At 62.8% G+C, this 16506-nt stretch carries 15 protein-coding genes; 3 read left to right on the plus strand and 12 right to left on the minus strand.

Annotated features, from left to right (window positions below; translation table 11 throughout):
• The first annotated feature begins 32 nt into the window (after positions 1 to 32).
• Complete coding sequence (gene mazG, locus FJ951_RS13690; protein ID WP_140515415.1) at positions 33 to 857, plus strand: nucleoside triphosphate pyrophosphohydrolase; 825 nt, start codon at positions 33 to 35, stop codon at positions 855 to 857.
• Between the two features lie 6 nt (positions 858 to 863).
• Here mazG and hflX read toward each other — a convergent pair whose 3' ends face one another.
• The 8 genes from hflX to dusB form a co-directional block, all read right to left on the minus strand.
• The gene (gene hflX / locus FJ951_RS13695) at positions 864 to 2252 is read right to left on the minus strand and encodes a GTPase HflX (RefSeq protein ID WP_140515416.1); all 1389 of its coding nucleotides are present in this window, start codon (positions 2250 to 2252) and stop codon (positions 864 to 866) included.
• Complete coding sequence (gene hfq, locus FJ951_RS13700; RefSeq protein WP_006202172.1) at positions 2253 to 2498, minus strand: RNA chaperone Hfq; 246 nt, start codon at positions 2496 to 2498, stop codon at positions 2253 to 2255.
• Between the two features lie 145 nt (positions 2499 to 2643).
• On the minus strand, positions 2644 to 3507 hold the full coding sequence (locus FJ951_RS13705) for a D-amino-acid transaminase (RefSeq protein WP_140498570.1): 864 nt from the start codon (positions 3505 to 3507) through the stop codon (positions 2644 to 2646).
• Positions 3508 to 3690: 183 nt separating this feature from the next.
• Positions 3691 to 5052 (minus strand): sigma-54 dependent transcriptional regulator, encoded by a 1362-nt coding sequence (locus FJ951_RS13710; protein ID WP_140515417.1) that lies wholly within the window; start codon positions 5050 to 5052, stop codon positions 3691 to 3693.
• Positions 5042 to 7327 (minus strand): PAS domain-containing sensor histidine kinase, encoded by a 2286-nt coding sequence (locus tag FJ951_RS13715; protein WP_181169983.1) that lies wholly within the window; start codon positions 7325 to 7327, stop codon positions 5042 to 5044. Before FJ951_RS13715 ends, FJ951_RS13710 begins: the two co-directional genes overlap by 11 nt.
• A gap of 130 nt (positions 7328 to 7457) precedes the next feature.
• Positions 7458 to 8918 carry a nitrogen regulation protein NR(I) gene (ntrC, locus tag FJ951_RS13720; RefSeq protein WP_140515418.1) on the minus strand — a complete coding sequence of 487 codons (1461 nt, stop codon included), beginning with the start codon at positions 8916 to 8918 and terminating at the stop codon, positions 7458 to 7460.
• On the minus strand, positions 8915 to 10057 hold the full coding sequence (locus FJ951_RS13725; RefSeq protein WP_140515419.1) for a nitrogen regulation protein NR(II): 1143 nt from the start codon (positions 10055 to 10057) through the stop codon (positions 8915 to 8917). Before FJ951_RS13725 ends, ntrC begins: the two co-directional genes overlap by 4 nt.
• Complete coding sequence (dusB, locus tag FJ951_RS13730) at positions 10054 to 11076, minus strand: tRNA dihydrouridine synthase DusB (protein WP_140515420.1); 1023 nt, start codon at positions 11074 to 11076, stop codon at positions 10054 to 10056. The genes FJ951_RS13725 and dusB overlap by 4 nt, the downstream gene beginning before the upstream one ends.
• A 239-nt stretch (positions 11077 to 11315) precedes the next feature.
• On the opposite strand from dusB, the gene FJ951_RS13735 reads away from it, so the two are divergent.
• Positions 11316 to 12545, plus strand: a complete 1230-nt coding sequence (locus tag FJ951_RS13735) for a bifunctional 2-C-methyl-D-erythritol 4-phosphate cytidylyltransferase/2-C-methyl-D-erythritol 2,4-cyclodiphosphate synthase (RefSeq protein WP_140515421.1) — start codon at positions 11316 to 11318, stop codon at positions 12543 to 12545.
• Positions 12542 to 13048 (plus strand): CinA family protein, encoded by a 507-nt coding sequence (locus FJ951_RS13740; RefSeq protein ID WP_140515422.1) that lies wholly within the window; start codon positions 12542 to 12544, stop codon positions 13046 to 13048. Before FJ951_RS13735 ends, FJ951_RS13740 begins: the two co-directional genes overlap by 4 nt.
• Here FJ951_RS13740 and FJ951_RS13745 read toward each other — a convergent pair.
• The 4 genes from FJ951_RS13745 to lpdA all read right to left on the minus strand — a co-directional run bounded on the left by FJ951_RS13745 (position 13027) and on the right by lpdA (position 16500).
• Positions 13027 to 13482 (minus strand): type II toxin-antitoxin system RatA family toxin, encoded by a 456-nt coding sequence (locus tag FJ951_RS13745; RefSeq protein WP_140515423.1) that lies wholly within the window; start codon positions 13480 to 13482, stop codon positions 13027 to 13029. The genes FJ951_RS13740 and FJ951_RS13745 overlap by 22 nt on opposite strands.
• A gap of 114 nt (positions 13483 to 13596) precedes the next feature.
• Complete coding sequence (gene lipA, locus FJ951_RS13750) at positions 13597 to 14562, minus strand: lipoyl synthase (protein ID WP_140515424.1); 966 nt, start codon at positions 14560 to 14562, stop codon at positions 13597 to 13599.
• A gap of 135 nt (positions 14563 to 14697) precedes the next feature.
• Entirely contained in the window at positions 14698 to 14955 is a 258-nt protein-coding gene (locus tag FJ951_RS13755) for a GlsB/YeaQ/YmgE family stress response membrane protein (protein WP_140498561.1), read from the minus strand.
• Between the two features lie 99 nt (positions 14956 to 15054).
• On the minus strand, positions 15055 to 16500 hold the full coding sequence (gene lpdA / locus FJ951_RS13760; protein ID WP_140515425.1) for a dihydrolipoyl dehydrogenase: 1446 nt from the start codon (positions 16498 to 16500) through the stop codon (positions 15055 to 15057).
• Between the last annotated feature and the right edge of the window lie 6 nt (positions 16501 to 16506).

Below are 16506 nucleotides of genomic sequence, written 5' to 3' on the forward strand. Positions count from 1 at the left end.
CGCGCGGCGGACCGCGCGATAGCATCCGCCGCATGAAGCCATCGAAAGACATTTCGCGCCTGATCGAAATCATGGCGGCGCTGCGTGCGCCAAAGACCGGCTGTCCCTGGGATATCGAACAGGATTTCTCGACCATCGCGCCTTACACGATCGAGGAGGCCTATGAGGTGGCCGACGCCATCGCGCGCGGCGATCTCGACGATCTGCGCGACGAACTCGGCGATCTCCTTTTGCAGGTCGTGTACCACGCGCGGATGGCTGAGGAAGCCGGCGAGTTCGCTTTCGGCGACGTGGTCCAGGCCATCACCACGAAGATGATCCGCCGCCATCCACACGTCTTCGGCGACGAACAGGCCCGCAGTGCCGGCATGGCCAAGGGCATGTGGGAGAAGATCAAGGCACAAGAGAAGGCCGAGAAGCGTAGCGCCCGTCTCGCGCGCGGACTCGACCCGGAAGACAACGGCAAGGGGTTTCTGGACAGCGTGCCGGTCGCCCTGCCCGCACTGACGCGGGCATTGAAGCTTCAGGAGAAGGCCGCCCGCGTCGGTTTCGACTGGAGCGAGGCAGCCCCCATCCTCGACAAGATCGAGGAAGAGATCCGCGAATTGCGCGAGGCGCTGGCCAAAGGCCAAACCGCGGGGATCAAGGATGAATTCGGCGATATGCTGTTTGCCGTCGTGAATCTCGGCCGTCACCTGAAGCTCGATTCGGAAGCAGCGCTAAGCGGCACCAACGAGAAATTCCGTTCGCGCTTCCACTATGTCGAGCAGGCCCTGGAGAAATCCGGCAGTTCGCTGGAAAAGGCTGATCTGGACGAAATGGAAGCGCTCTGGCAGGAAGCGAAGAGCGCGAAATAACTGGCGTTAACCGTTATTCTTGCGACGCAATCTGCTTTCGATCTCTTCGCGGGCACTTTGCGTGGCCTTGAGGGAGATGGTGGCGCTGCCGTCGTCATTGTCGGTTCGCGAAACGACATCGCCATTGCGGTAAAGCCAGTCGACAAGGCCGAACTGCGCCGGCCCGATCGTCACCGTCAGATCCTCAAGCTCGCCGGACATGCGTGTCTCGATAATCGCGTTCAGCGCGTCAATGCCTTCGCCCGTGACGGCCGATATGGCGACGGGCGGCGCCTTGGCGTCCGTACTCTCGGCAAGCAGCCGTGCGCGATTGCCTGCATCGAGCAGGTCGACCTTGTTCCAGACTTCGATGACCCGCTTGGTATCGCTAGCGTCGACGCCGAGATCGGCCAGGATGCGCTCGACGTCGTCAGCCTGGGCGGATGTGTCAGGATCGGAAATGTCGCGCAAATGGATGACGAGATCCGCCTCGACCACCTCTTCAAGCGTGGCGCGGAAAGCCGCGATGAGATGCGTCGGCAGGTCCGAGATGAAGCCGACCGTATCCGAGAGGATGATCGGCGTGCCGTGCGGCAGCCGCACGCGGCGCAGCGTCGGATCGAGCGTGGCGAACAGCATGTCCTGCGCCAGCACCCCTGCCCCGGTCAGCTTGTTGAACAGCGTCGATTTTCCAGCATTGGTGTAGCCGACGATGGCCACCACCGGAAACGGCACCTTCTTGCGTTTGGCACGATGCAGGTCGCGGGTGCGGCGCACCGTCTCCAACTCGTGCTTCAGCTTGACGATCTTGTCCTGCAGGACGCGCCGGTCCGATTCGATCTGGGTTTCGCCGGGGCCGCCGAGGAAGCCGGCGCCGCCGCGCTGGCGCTCGAGGTGGGTCCAGCTGCGCACCAGCCGGCCCTTCTGGTAGTTGAGATGGGCAAGCTCGACCTGCAGCGTGCCTTCCTTGGTGCGGGCGCGCTCGCCGAATATCTCGAGGATCAGCCCGGTGCGGTCCAGCACCTTGGCGTTGAATTCCTTCTCGAGGTTGCGCTGCTGCACCGGCGTCAGCGGATGATCGACGATGACCACCTCCGCATGCCCTTCCTTGACGATCTCCGCCAACTCCTCGACCTTGCCGCTGCCGAGCAAGGTCGCCGGACGTGGATCGTTGACGGTAACCACGGCCGTGTGGATCAGATCGAGATCGATGGCGCGGGCAAGACCGACCGCCTCGTCGTGACGGGCCTCGGCTGAGCGCGTCAGCCGCGGACGGTTGGTGTCGTCCTCGCCGCGCGGCTGGCGGGTAAGCACCGGCACGATGACAACTGCCCGGGTCGGACCCTCGGCCTCCGTCCCCGGCTGATGTGCTGATTTTCCGCGAACGCTGCGGTCCGGGTCCTTCTCACGTGCCAATCAGGCGCCCTGGCTTTCCTCGCCATCGAACATCTGAACCGGCTGGCTCGGCATGATCGTGGAAATGGCGTGCTTGTAGACGAGCTGGGAGTGGCCGTCGCGGCGCAGCAGGACGCAGAAATTGTCGAATGAAGTGACGACGCCGGTCAGCTTCACGCCGTTGATGAGAAAGATGGTGAGCGGGTTCTTGCTCTTGCGAACGGAGTTCAGGAACAGGTCCTGAAGGTTTTGCGATCGTTCCGCCATTGTTCTTGTCTTTCGCCGATCCCCTTCGGTTTGCAAGCCAATGCGCCAAATTAACCAGCACATGTCAAGCGCGCAAACACCGTCTTGTCGTCAGTAACGACAAGCAGAACGAGATATATTGATGTTCATTCCACCTGTGCGGTTATCAGGCTGGACTTTTTTCCGCAATGTCAAAAAAGGCTTGCCGCAACGAAAGTGTTATCGAGCCGGGGTGGCCGTTGGCGATCGGGTCGCCGTCTATGGCCACGACCGGCATGGCGATCGTGGTTGCGGAACTGATGAAAGCCTCCCTCGCCGCCTTGGCCTCGGCGACGGAAAAACCGCGTTCCTCGATCTTGAGTCCGAGCTTGGCCGCCACTTCAAACATGGTGGTGCGGGTTATGCCGCGCAGAATACCGTGCTCGGCGGGCCTGGTAACCAGAACGCCGTCCCTGGTGACGATCCAGGCATTCGACGACCCGCCTTCCTTGACGTTGCCGTCCGTATCCACGAACCAGGCTTCCTGCGCGCCAGCTTCCTTGGCCTTCTGCTTGGCTAACACATTGGCTAGCAGGCCGGTGCTCTTGATGTCGACGCGATCCCAGCGATTCTCGGGCACGGTGATGACGGCGATACCGGTCTCGGCCCGCTTGGCTCCAGCAGCGGGATCCAGCTTCCTGGCGGTGATCACCAGCGACGGCCTGGTATCAGCCGAGGGGAAGGCGAAGTCTCGGCTGGCGACGCCGCGTGTGACCTGAACGTAAACCAGGCCGTTGACGACATGGTTGCGATTGACCACTTCGCGCATGATGAGCGGCAGGACGCCTGGGGTGACCGGCCAGCCGATCGACAGCTCGCTCAGCGAACGGTTCAGCCGGGCGAGGTGACGCGGCATGTCCACGATGAAGCCGCGCGCCACTTCGCAGACCTCGTAAACGCCGTCGGCGAACTGGTAGCCACGGTCTTCGATATGCACAGCGGCATCGGCATGAGCGGTGTAGCGCCCGTTCACATAGGCAATACGCGGCATTTGTCACCTCGGGGGATCTGCTTCGGCTTGTTTAAGCGATTCCGCCTCAACAGTGATGGATAATCGCGTGGGCCACTGAAGCAACTCCAGAAAGCGTGTAACGGTTTTCCGGCCGGAACTGCTTGAGCAAGGTATCGAACCGGGCCGGCAATGCATCAAACGCCGAACCGCTCAAGATATCAGTCAGACGCCGAGCGACTTCAGCTTGCGGTGCAGCGCGGAACGCTCCATGCCGATGAACTCGGCCGTTTTCGAGATGTTGCCGCCGAACCGGTTGATCTGGGCGATCAGATAGTCCTTCTCGAATTGTTCGCGCGCCTCGCGCAGCGGCAGCGCCATGATGTGCTGGTCCGACTGGTTCGGCGTGCGGGGCATGACATCGCCGATTTCGGATGGCAACAGGTCGGCGGTGATCGGCGCATCGACATTGTCGCCGCGCGCCAGAATCATCAGCCGTTCGACATTGTTGCGCAATTGGCGAACATTGCCTGGCCAATTGTGCGCCTGCAGCACCGCCATGGCGTCATCGCCGATGCGGCGCGGCTTGATTCCGGCCTGACGGGCGATCTGCTTCATGAAATTGTCAACGAGATAAGGAATGTCCTCGCGCCGCTCGGCAAGTCCCGGCACCGTCACCGGTACCACCGCAAGGCGATGGTAAAGATCCTCGCGGAAACGGCCATCGGCGATCATCGCCTCCAGGTTCTGGGACGTCGAGGAGATGATGCGGACATCGACCTTGACCCGTTTGGTGCCGCCGACGCGCTCGAACTGCTGTTCGACCAGCACACGCAGGATCTTGTTCTGCGTCTCGCGCGGCATGTCGGCCACCTCATCGATGTAGAGGATGCCGCGATGGGCTTCCTCCAGGGCGCCGACCTTGCGCTCGACACCGTTCGATTCGGTGCCGAACAGTTCGATCTCCATGCGTTCGGGCGTGATGTTGGCGGCGCTCAGCGTCACGAAAGGCGCGCTCTTGCGTGCCGACAGCGTGTGGATGGCGCGCGCGGCCAGCTCCTTGCCAGATCCGGAGGGCCCAATGATCATGACGCGGCTGTTGGTCGGCGCGACGCGCTCGATGGTCTGGCGCAACTGGCTCATCGCCGACGACATGCCGATCAGGTCGAAGGTCTCGCCGCTGCGCAGCTTGAGATCGGAAACCTCGCGCCTCAGCTTGGAGGTTTCCAGCGCACGCTCGGCAATCAGAATCAGCCTGTCCGCCTTGAAGGGCTTCTCGATGAAGTCATAGGCGCCGCGTCTGATGGCGGAGACCGCGGTCTCGATGTTGCCGTGGCCCGAAATCATTACCACCGGCAGGTTGGGGTGCATGGTCTTGATCTCGTCCAGCAAAGCCAGGCCGTCCAGGCGCGAACCCTGCAACCAGATGTCGAGGAAAATCAGCCGCGGGGCTCGGTCAGCGACGGCCGCCAGCGCGGTGTCGGCATCGGATGCCGTGCGGGTTTCGTGACCTTCGTCGCTCAGTATGCCTGCGACGAGCTCACGGATGTCTTCCTCGTCATCGACGATCAGAATATCAGACGCCATTACCGACCTTTTCAGTTTCTCTTTCGTGTTCCGTCCTGCTTTCGCCGCGCGCTGGCGCCACGGCCGCAGGTGGCAGGATGATGCTGATCATCGCGCCGCGCCCGCCGTGGAAATCCGCAGGCGCATCGTGGAGCTCCAGCCTGCCGCCATGGTCCTCCACGATCTTCTTGACGATGGCGAGGCCAAGGCCCGTGCCCTTCTCACGCGTGGTCATGTAGGGCTCCAGCAGCCGTTGGCGATTCTCCCGCGGCAGGCCTTTGCCATTGTCGATGACGTCGATGCGAATCGCGCCATTCTGACGTCCGGCTTGAATCCGGATTATGCCGTGCGAACCGTCCTTCTGTTCCAGCCCGTCGATCGCTTCGGCGGCGTTCTTGATCACGTTGCCGAAAGCCTGCGCCAACAGGCGGCTGTCGAAAGTACCCTTGAGCGGTTCGTTGCCGAATATGCGCTCGAACGTGATGTCGGAACGGCTCACCTCGACCAGGAACGAGGCTTCGCGCAGGGATTCACGCAGGTCTATGGACTTCATCTCGGGCTTCGGCATGCGCGCGAAAGCGGAGAATTCGTCGACCATGCGACCGATATCCTCGACCTGCCGGATGATCGTGTCGGTGCACTGGTCGAACACCTCGCGGTCCTCGGTGATGACCTTGCCGTAGCGGCGCTTGATGCGCTCGGCTGAAAGCTGGATCGGCGTCAGCGGGTTCTTGATCTCATGGGCGATGCGGCGCGCCACGTCGGCCCAGGCAGAGGAGCGCTGCGCCTGGACCAGATCGGTGATGTCGTCGACCGTCACGACGTAGGATTTCTCCTCAGTGCCGTTATCGCCGGCCTCGATGGTGATCTGCACGTTGAAAGTCCGCTCCGTGCCGGCGCGGAAAAACGTCACCTGCTCGCGATAGACGGGCTTGCCCGACTGGCGGCCGATCTCGAAGACGCGGCCGACATGCGGCAGAATGGCGGAAAGGTTCTGCCCGAGTGCCGCACTGGCCGAAATGGCCAGCATGGACTCGGCCGAGCGGTTCACGATGGTGACGATGCCATAGGGATCGACGCCGATGACGCCGGCGGTGACACCGGCCAGCACCGCTTCCGAAAAGCGCCGTCGCTCGTCGATCAGATCCTTGGCGGACAGGATCTCGTTGCGCTGCGATTTCAATTCCTGCAGCATCTTGTTGAAAGTGTTGCCGAGCGAGGCAACGTCGCCGTCGGACGGGCGCACCGGCACGGCGACGTCGAGATTGCCGGTCGCGACCTCGTCGGCAGCGCCGATGAGCTGACGAATCGGCCGCACCAGCCGGTCGGCCACGGCAATGCCGGTCCAGATTGCCGACAGGATGATAATCAAAGTCAACGACAAATAAGGCAACGCGAACGCCACCTGCGAAGTGCGCCTGTTGTCTTCGAGGTTGCGATATTCGTCGGTATTCGATCTGACGATCTGGCGCGCCTTTATCACCTCGGGATCGACCAGCCGGATCGTGTAGAGGTAGAGCCCCTCGATCTCACGCAGCTTGACGATGGCGCCCATGATGTTGCGCGTGCGCGGCTCGATCAGAACCGGCTTGCCGTCGGTGGCGCTGGCGACCGCTCCCTCGGGCGGTTCCGGCATGGCGAAGTCGGCATCGGTCTTGGCGCTCATCACGAAGGAGCCGTCGGGCTTGATCAGCGCGGCATGCGCCAGCGAGCGGCCCACCGCTTCCTTGCTCATCAGATCGAGGAAGCCAGTCCGGTCGAGGCCGTAAAGCGTGCGCGACGCGTCGAGGTCATAGGCCATCGACAGCGTCGTGCCCTGAAGGTTACGCGCGTTTTCCTGCACATAGGCATCGGCGATGGACAGCGACGAATTGACGATCGTCTTGGTGCGAATCTCGAACCAGCGGTCGAGGCCGATATCGAGCGTGATCGACGCAATGATGGCCACCATGATGGCGGGGATGGCGGCGACGAGCGCGAACATAGCCACGATGCGCACATGCAGCCGCGAGGCTGCCTTGCCATGCCGGCGCGCCATGACGATGCGATGCACCTCCCGGCCGATCAGTGCGATCAGCAACAGGACGAAGATGGCGTTGAGCGCGATCAGCGCCCAGGTTGTCCTGGCGTCGGGCGCAATCGGCGTCGCGCCGACCAGGATCGCGAACGAAATGGCCGCCATGACCAGCGCACCGACGACCGCCACCACGCCGGGCAGCGCCAGCAGCCGGCGCCCGTCACGCGTGCCGGGGTCGTTGAAAAGCGGTTCGTTCGGTGTCGGAGCCTGCGAAGCCATGTCGCCGTCTAGAGCCATTGATTGCGTCGGATCTATGCAACGCATTGTGGCGATTATGCAACAAGTGTGGCCTGGACGGAAATCTTTCGCGGACAGTCCCCCGGAAAAAGCGCTTCGGCTCTATCCCGGCTCAGGCCTGGCGTGACGATTTGTAGACGTTGACGCCGAGTTCGCGAATCTTCTTGCGCAGCGTGTTGCGGTTGAGCCCCAGCAGTTCCGCGGCTTTGATCTGGTTGCCGCGCGTCGCGGTCATCGAGGCCAGCACCAGCGGATACTCGACCTCCGAGAGAATGCGCTGGTAGAGGCCGGCAGGCGGCAATTCGCCGGCAAACGAGGTGAAATAGCGCTGCAGGAAATGCTCGACCGCCTGGCCGATGGACAGGTCGTCGGGAATGAGGTTGCCGCCGCCCGGCACCACGGGACGCTCGCCGGTCTTGAGTTCCGCCTCGATGATCTCGGCGGAAATCTCGTCCTGCGAATAGAGCGCGGCGAGCCTGCGGACCAGGTTTTCCAGTTCGCGCACATTGCCCGGCCAGGGATAGCGCTTCATCAATTCGATGCCGCCCGACGAGATACGCTTGGTCTGGAGACCCTCCATCTCGCCGAGCTTGAAGAAGTGCCGGACGAGGTCCGGCACGTCCTCGGAGCGCTCGCGCAGCGCCGGCAGCCTGAGGGGCACGACATTGAGGCGATAGAAAAGATCCTCGCGGAAGAGCCCCTGGTTGATCAGCGTGCGCAAATCCTTGTTGGTGGCGGCGACGATGCGCACGTCGGTCTTGATCGGCGTGCGGCCGCCGACCGTCGTGTATTCGCCTTGCTGGAGGACGCGCAGCAGGCGCGTCTGCGCTTCCATCGGCATGTCGCCGATCTCGTCAAGGAATAGCGTACCACCTTCGGCCTGTTCGAAGCGGCCGGTTGAGCGGTTCTGCGCACCGGTGAAGGCGCCCTTCTCATGGCCGAACAGTTCCGATTCGATCAGGTCGCGCGGGATGGCCGCCATGTTGATGGCGACGAACGGTCCGCCGCGGCGGCGGCCATATTCGTGCAGCGCACGCGCCACCAGCTCCTTGCCGGTGCCCGACTCGCCGGAGATCATCACCGTCAGGTCGGTCTGCATCATGCGCGCCAGCATGCGGTAGATGTCCTGCATGGCGGCCGAGCGGCCGACCAGCGGCATCGTCTCGGGCTGCTCTTCCGGCCGTGCGTCGATCTTCGGCCGCCGCGGCTCCGACAGCGCCCGGTTGACGATGTTGAGGAGCTCGGTGAGGTCGAACGGCTTCGGCAGATATTCGTAGGCGCCGGTCTCGGAGGCACGGATCGCCGTCATGAACGTATTCTGGGCGCTCATGACGATGACGGGCAGCTCCGGCCGTGCTTTCTTGATGCGCGGCAGCATGTCGAATGCGTTCTCGTCCGGCATCACCACGTCGGTGATGACGAGATCTCCCTCGCCCGCCGCCACCCAGCGCCACAGCGTCGAGGCATTGGAGGTCACGCGCACCTCATGGCCGACACGCGAAAGGGCCTGGTTGAGGACCGTACGGATCGCCGCATCGTCGTCGGCGACGAGAATATTGCCGCGAACGGTCATTTGCGGTCTCCTTCAGCGTCTTCATCGGCACCGAGCGCCGTTTCCTTCCAGGCCGGCATCAGGATGCGGAACATTGTCGCGCGCGGCGTCGATTCGCATTCGATGATGCCGCCATGCTCACCGACGATCTTGGCCACCAGCGCGAGGCCCAGTCCCGAGCCGTTCGGCTTGGTGGTGATGAAGGGATCGAACAGGATCGGCAGGATATCCTCCGAGACGCCGGAACCGTTGTCGCGCACGCAGAACTCGAGCGGCAGCGACACGCGATCCTGAGTGCCTGGAACCGAAACGCGAATGCCCGGCCGGAAGGCCGTCGACAGGACGATTTCACCTTGGGGGTCGCCGCCGATCGCCTCGGCGGCGTTCTTGACCAGGTTTAGGAACACCTGGATGAGTTGGTCGCGGTTGGCGAAAACCGGAGGCAATGAAGGATCATAATCCTCCAATATCTTGATTTTTTTAGCAAAACCGTTCTTTGCGATCGCCTTCACATGGTCGAGCACGACATGGATGTTGACGGGATAGCGGTCGATCGGCCGCTCGTCGGAAAACACCTCCATGCGATCGACCAGCGACACGATGCGATCGGTCTCGTCGGTTATCAGCCGCGTCAGCGCGCGATCTTCGTCTGAAGCGGACAGTTCAAGCAGCTGGGCAGCGCCCCTGATGCCGGAGAGCGGGTTCTTGATCTCGTGAGCCAGCATCGCCGCCAGACCGGTCACCGAGCGCGCCGCGCCGCGATGCGTCATCTGCCGGTCGATCTTGTCGGCCATCGACCGTTCCTGGAACATCACCACGACGGAGCCTGGAAACTCCGGCACCGGGGCAACATAGAGATCGACCACCTTCTCGATGCCGAGACGCGGAGACGACACGTCGACCCGGTACTCGTTGACGGGGGCCCGGCGCTCGCGCACCTGGTCGACCAGCGTCAGCAATGGGCTGCCGAAGGGGATGAGCTTTGACAGCGTGTTGCGGGCGAGCATCGTCGCGCTCGAGCGGAAGAAGTCCTCCGCATCGGCGTTGGCGAAGGTGATGAACCCCTCCGGGCTGATCATGATGACCGGACGGCGGATGGTGTTGAGCACGATCTGGGCGGCATCCGCCATTTCCGGGCCCTGGCCGACGGAGGCGTTCATGCGGCGCTCCGCATGGGTGCTTGCTCGGCGGCCGAAAACACCTCGCGAAGCAAGGTAATCGTCCGCGCGGGATCGAAAGACGTGAGAATGGCCTTGCGCTTTTCGTCGGCAAGGGCGCCGGCATGGCGGTCCAGATACCAGCCGAGGTGCTTGCGCGCCTGGCGCAGGCCGCTCTCGACGCCGTAGAGCGCAAGCATGTCCTCGTAATGGGCAATGATGTAGTCGGTCAGTTCCGCAGCGCTTTCCGGCACGCGGCCAACCTCGCCTGCCGCCGCGGCCGCGATGGTTCCGGCGGCCCAGGGCGCGCCGTAGTGGGCGCGGCCCACCATCACCGCATCGGCGCCGGATTGCTCCAGAACAGCGGCTGCTTGCGCAGGCGAAGACACATCGCCATTGGCGACAACCGGGATCGACACGGCAGCCTTGACGCGGGCTATTGCGCGCCAATCAGCCTTGCCTTGATAGAACTGGCAGCGCGTGCGGCCGTGCACTGTCACCATCTTCACGCCCGCCTGCTCGGCACGGCGCGCCAGGTCAGGCGCGTTGAGCGCCGTTTCGTCCCAGCCGAGCCGCATCTTCAGCGTTACCGGCACAGCGACCGCGCCGACCACGGCGTCGACCAGCGACAGTGCATGATCGAGGTCCTGCATCAGTGCGGAGCCGGCATAGCCGCCAGTCACCTTCTTGGCGGGGCAACCCATATTGATGTCGATGACGTCGGCGCCCTCGCCAGCGGCGATGCGCGCGCCTTCGGCCATGTGTGCCGCCTCGCGGCCGGCAAGCTGCACCATATGAACGGGCAGGCCCGAATGACGTATGCGCAGGTCGCAACCGGCCCTGCCTTTGGCGAGCTCGCCGCTTGCCACCATTTCGGATACGACCAGGCCGGCGCCATGCGCATGGGCGCGTCGCCGGAACGGCTCGTCGGTAATTCCCGACATCGGCGCGAGGAACACGCGATTGCGGATACTCACGCCGCCGACGTCGAGAGGTGCGGCCAATTTGGTCAGGTCAAGCATGCACAAAAACCAAGCATGTTCATTTGCTGCACATTCTCTAGCCATATCGGCCGCAATGTGCAACGCGGAATGACGCCACATTACGGCGCAATTGGGAAGTGCCGAGCTCGGCTGCAGTCCCGAGCAAAGCGCCGCGCCTTGCACGAACACGCAATGGACGTTTTAGGGCTTCCTGTTCGGCCTACAATCTCTCCGAAAACCGATTACACTTTTGGGGATCGTGCGCTAAGCCAATCGGCATGACTGACGCGAGCGAAAATCAGGCTTTGGAGGCGAACGGCAAGGTCGCGGTGGTTATTGTTGCGGCCGGCCGCGGCGCGCGTGCCGGACAGGCCGATGGCCCGAAGCAATATCAGCAGATCGGCGGTCGCGCCGTCATCGCCCACGTCATCGATATTTTCCTGGCGCATCCGCGTATCGGCCCGCTCGTCGTGGCAATACACGCCGAGGATCACGAACTTTTTCGACATGCCGTCGGCGCACACTCCAATCGCGTCACGGCAATTGCGGGTGGCCCCACCAGGCAAGACTCGGTTCGACTCGGACTGCAGGCATTGAGAAGCTACGCACCGGACAAGGTTCTCATCCACGACGCGGCGCGCCCCTTCGTCGACGCGGACCTGATCGACCGCACGATCGCAGCCATCGGCGAGCGCGAGGGCGCGCTCCCGGCGTTGCCCGTCGCCGACACGCTGAAACGCGAATCCACCGCCGGGATGGTCGCCGAAACGGTTTCCCGGAGCGGGCTTCACGCAGCGCAAACGCCGCAGGGTTTCCCATTCCTGGCGATTATGGCCATGCATGAGGAAGCCTATAACAGCGGCAAAACCGACTTTACCGACGACGCCGCGATCGCCGAGTGGATGCAGATGCCGGTCAAACTCGTTCCCGGCTCGCCGGACAACGTCAAACTCACCTGGGCACGGGACATCGCCATGGCGGACCAACGACTTTCCAGCGAGCGCATGCGCTTTCCCGATATCAGAACCGGCAATGGCTACGACGTCCACGCGTTCGAGCCTGGCGACCACGTCATGCTATGCGGCATCGCCATCCCGCATGACAAGAAACTGTCCGGCCATTCCGACGCCGATGTCGGGCTCCATGCCCTTACCGATGCACTGCTGGCGACCTGCGGCGCGGGCGATATCGGCACGCATTTCCCACCGTCCGACCCGCAGTGGAAGGGTACTGCCTCCCGGATATTCGTAGAACATGCGGCAAAGCTGGTGCGCGCGCGCGGCGGCCGCATCGCCAATGCCGACATCACGCTGATCTGCGAGGCGCCACGCGTCGGCCCACATCGCGAGGCGATGACGGCTGCCCTGTCGCAGATGCTAGCCATCTCTGCGGACCGCATCTCCATCAAGGCGACAACCAACGAGAAGCTCGGTTTCGTCGGCCGCGAGGAAGGCATTGCGGCGATCGCCACGGCGAGCGTGGTGTTTCCCGGCGAGGTGCCGGAATGAGCAACAGCGAACTGGCAAATGCATTGCTGCAAGCCTGCCAGAAGCGCGGCATTATGCTTGCGACGGCGGAAAGCTGCACCGGCGGCATGATCATCGCCGCGCTGACCGACATCGCCGGCTCTTCCGCCGTGGTCGATCGCGGCTTCATCACCTATTCCAATGAAGCCAAGTTGGACATGCTCGGGGTTTCCGCCGCCACGCTGGAGGCTCATGGCGCGGTTTCACGCGAGACAGCGATCGAAATGGCAACCGGCGCGCTGGCGCGCTCCCGTGCCGGGCTCAGCCTCGCCGTTACCGGCATTGCCGGACCGGGCGGCGGCTCGCCGGAAAAGCCAGTCGGCCTGGTCTGGTTCGGCATTGGCCTAAGTGGCCGGCCGGTGACGGCCGAGCGGGTGCTGTTCGCCGATGAAGGCCGTGCTTTCATTCGCCAGGAGACCGTCAGCCATGCACTCAAGCTGGGATTGCACGCGCTTGGGCATGCTCACGCCGGTCTTGCACCGTAGATGACATCAGCACGCTTTTCGAAGGCTTCGGAGAACATGCGGAAGGCACGGTCGAACATCGTGCCCATCAGGGCGCCCAGAATGCGGCTCTTGAACTCGTAGTCGATGAAGAAGCAGACCGCGCAGCCGCCGTCGGCAGGGTCGAATCGCCAGACATTGGTCAGATATTTGAACGGACCGTCGATGTACTTGACGTCGATCGCACGCTCGTCGGGCTTCAGCAGCACCTGCGTCGTGAAGGTCTCGCGGATCGCCTTGTAGCCGATGCTCATATCGGCGACGAGGATCGTGCGCCCGTCACGCTCCTTGCGCGAGCGCACCGTCAGTGCCTCGCAAAGCGGCAGGAATTGCGGATAAGCTTCGATGTCGGCGACCAGGGCGAACATCTGTTCCGGCGTGTGGGAAACGCGGCGGGTGGCTTCGAATTTCGGCATGAACCCGGCTCTAAAGCGCGTCGCGTCGACACAGACTCATGCGACGCACCTTAGAGTCTTTGTTTTCGTGCATGCCGTTCTCCCCAAACCCGAAGTCACTTTGGGCGACATGCATCAGAGCGATTTCTCGAGCTGCGCTTGGCGCGCGGCGCGCAGCTTGGCGAAATCGTCGCCGGCGTGGTGCGAGGAGCGGGTCAGCGGGCTCGACGCCACCAGCAGGAAGCCCTTGGTCCGGCCGATCGTCTCGAAGGACTTGAACTCCTCCGGGGTGACGAAGCGGATCACCGGGTGGTGCTTTTTCGATGGCTGCAGATACTGGCCTATGGTCATGAAGTCGACATTGGCCGAACGCAGATCGTCCATAAGCTGCAGGATTTCGTTCCGCTCCTCGCCCAGTCCAACCATGATGCCGGACTTGGTAAAGATCGAAGGGTCGAGCTCCTTGACCCGCTGCAAAAGCCTGATCGAATGGAAATAGCGGGCGCCTGGCCGGACCGTCAGGTAGTTCGACGGCACCGTTTCGAGATTGTGGTTGAAGACATCGGGCTTTGCCGCAACCACGACCTCCAGTGCGCCGTCCTTGCGCAGGAAGTCGGGCGTCAGGATCTCGATCGTGGTTGAAGGCGTCGCCGCCCGGATCGCACGGATGACCTCGGCGAAATGCTGCGCGCCGCCATCGGCGAGATCGTCGCGATCGACAGAGGTGATGACGACGTGGCTGAGGCCCATCTGCTTGACCGCGTGGGCGACCCGTGCCGGCTCGTCCGGGTCGAGCGCGGTCGGGATGCCGGTGGCAACGTTGCAGAAGGCGCAGGCACGTGTGCAGATCTCGCCCATGATCATGAAGGTGGCGTGCTTCTTGTCCCAGCACTCGCCGATGTTCGGGCAGCCGGCCTCCTCGCAGACCGTCACCAGCTTGTGCGATTTCACGATCTCGCGGGTTTCGGCATAGCCTTTCGACACAGGCGCCTTGACGCGGATCCAGTCAGGCTTGCGCAGCACGTCCTGGTCGGGCTTGTGCGCCTTCTCCGGATGCCGCAGCCGCGGCGCATTGGCGATCGTGTCGAGGACGGTGACCATCGGAACCCTGGTTTTCTTTGCGATCGCCGCCGGCGATCGTCACTTACACGTCATCTAGGACTTTTCAGCACAAAGAAAAAGGCTGCGGCGGTACATGCCGCCACAACCGTTTTCGCATGGCGGAAACGATACCGACTAACGGCGCACCAGACGCCCGGCCCAGATCAGCAGGCAGGCGCCGATGAAACCGGTGATCAGGTAGGCGGTCCAGCCGACGCCAAATACGCCGATGTTCAAGGCTCGCAGGATCGCGTTCAGCACCACTGCGCCGGCAATACCTAAGATGATGTTCATCAAGACGCCGGTATTGCTCTTCATGACCATTTCGGCAAACCAGCCCGCCAGGCCGCCGATGATGATGGCTGCGATCCAGCCCACGCCATTCACGTCCATATGCCCTCTCCTTGCTTGAGAAAAAACGCATCCGGAAACGAACTAACTTGCCGTCGAGCTCCTGCGGCTTTCGCGTCTGAGTCTCGTGCGGCCAATCTATCATGCGTTCAACGCACGGCCATAGGCGTCGAGCACGCTTTCCTTCATCATCTCCGACAGCGTCGGGTGCGGGAAGATCGTGTGCATCAGTTCTTCCTCGGTCGTCTCGAGGTTCATCGCAACGACAAAACCCTGGATCAGTTCGGTCACTTCGGCGCCCACCATGTGGGCGCCAAGCAGTTGGCCGGTGTTCTTGTCGAAGATGGTCTTGATGAAGCCCTGGTCCTCGCCGAGCGCGATGGCCTTGCCATTGGCGGCGAACTGGAAGCGGCCGACCCTGACATCCTTGCCCTCGGCCTTGGCTTTCGCTTCTGTCAGGCCGACCGAAGCGACCTGCGGATTGCAATAGGTGCAGCCAGGGATCTTCAGCTTGTCGGTGGCGTGCACGCCGGGGAAATTGGCGATCTTCTCGACGCAGACGACGCCTTCATGCTCGGCCTTGTGGGCGAGCATCGGCGGGCCGGCGACATCGCCGATGGCGTAGATGCCGGACACATTGGTCTTACCGTAGCCGTCGACGACCACGCAGCCGCGCTCCGTCTTCACGCCAAGCGTTTCCAGGCCGAGGCCCTCGATATTGCCTTGCACGCCGACGGCCGAGATCATGCGATCGGCCGTGATCTTCTCCACCTTGCCGTCCTTCATCTCGACATGCGCGGTGATTGAATTGGCGCTTTTCTCGACCTTGGTTACCTTGGCTTCGAGAATGATTTTCATGCCCTGCTTCTCGAACTGCTTCTGGGCGAATTTCGACACCTCGGCGTCCTCGACCGGCATCACGGCCGGCAGCAGCTCGACGACGGTCACGTCGGCGCCCATGGTGCGGTAGAACGAGGCGAATTCGATGCCGATGGCGCCCGAACCCATCACCAGCAGCGACTTCGGCATTTCCTTGGGCACCATGGCCTCGAAATAGGTCCAGATCAGCTTGCCGTCCGGCTCGATGCCCGGCAGCGCCCGCGGCCGGGCGCCGGTCGCTAGTATGATGTGCTTGGCGGTGTAGGTGCCCTCGCCCTTGACGCCTTTCGGCACAGGCGGCTGTGGCTCCATCGGCTTCTTGGCCGTCTTGGCGACGACGATCTCGCCCGGTTTTGTCAGCTTGGCCTCGCCCCAGATGACGTCGACCTTGTTCTTCTTCATCAGGAAGGCGACGCCGCCATTGAGCCGCAGCGAAACCTTGCGCGAGCGGTCGACGACGGCCGACGTATCGACGCCGACCTTGCCGTCGAGCTTCAGTCCATAGTCCTTCAGATGATCCGAATAATGCATGATCTCGGCCGAACGCAGCAACGCCTTGGTCGGAATGCAGCCCCAGTTCAGGCAAATGCCGCCGAGATGCTCGCGCTCGACGATCGCCGTCTTGAAACCGAGCTGCGCGGAACGCACTGCCGTGACATAGCCGCCGGGACCGGAGCCGATGATGATGACGTCGTAGTTCTCAGCCACGGTTTT

The organism is Mesorhizobium sp. B2-2-3 (assembly GCF_006442405.1).
Taxonomy (GTDB): Bacteria; Pseudomonadota; Alphaproteobacteria; order Rhizobiales; family Rhizobiaceae; genus Mesorhizobium.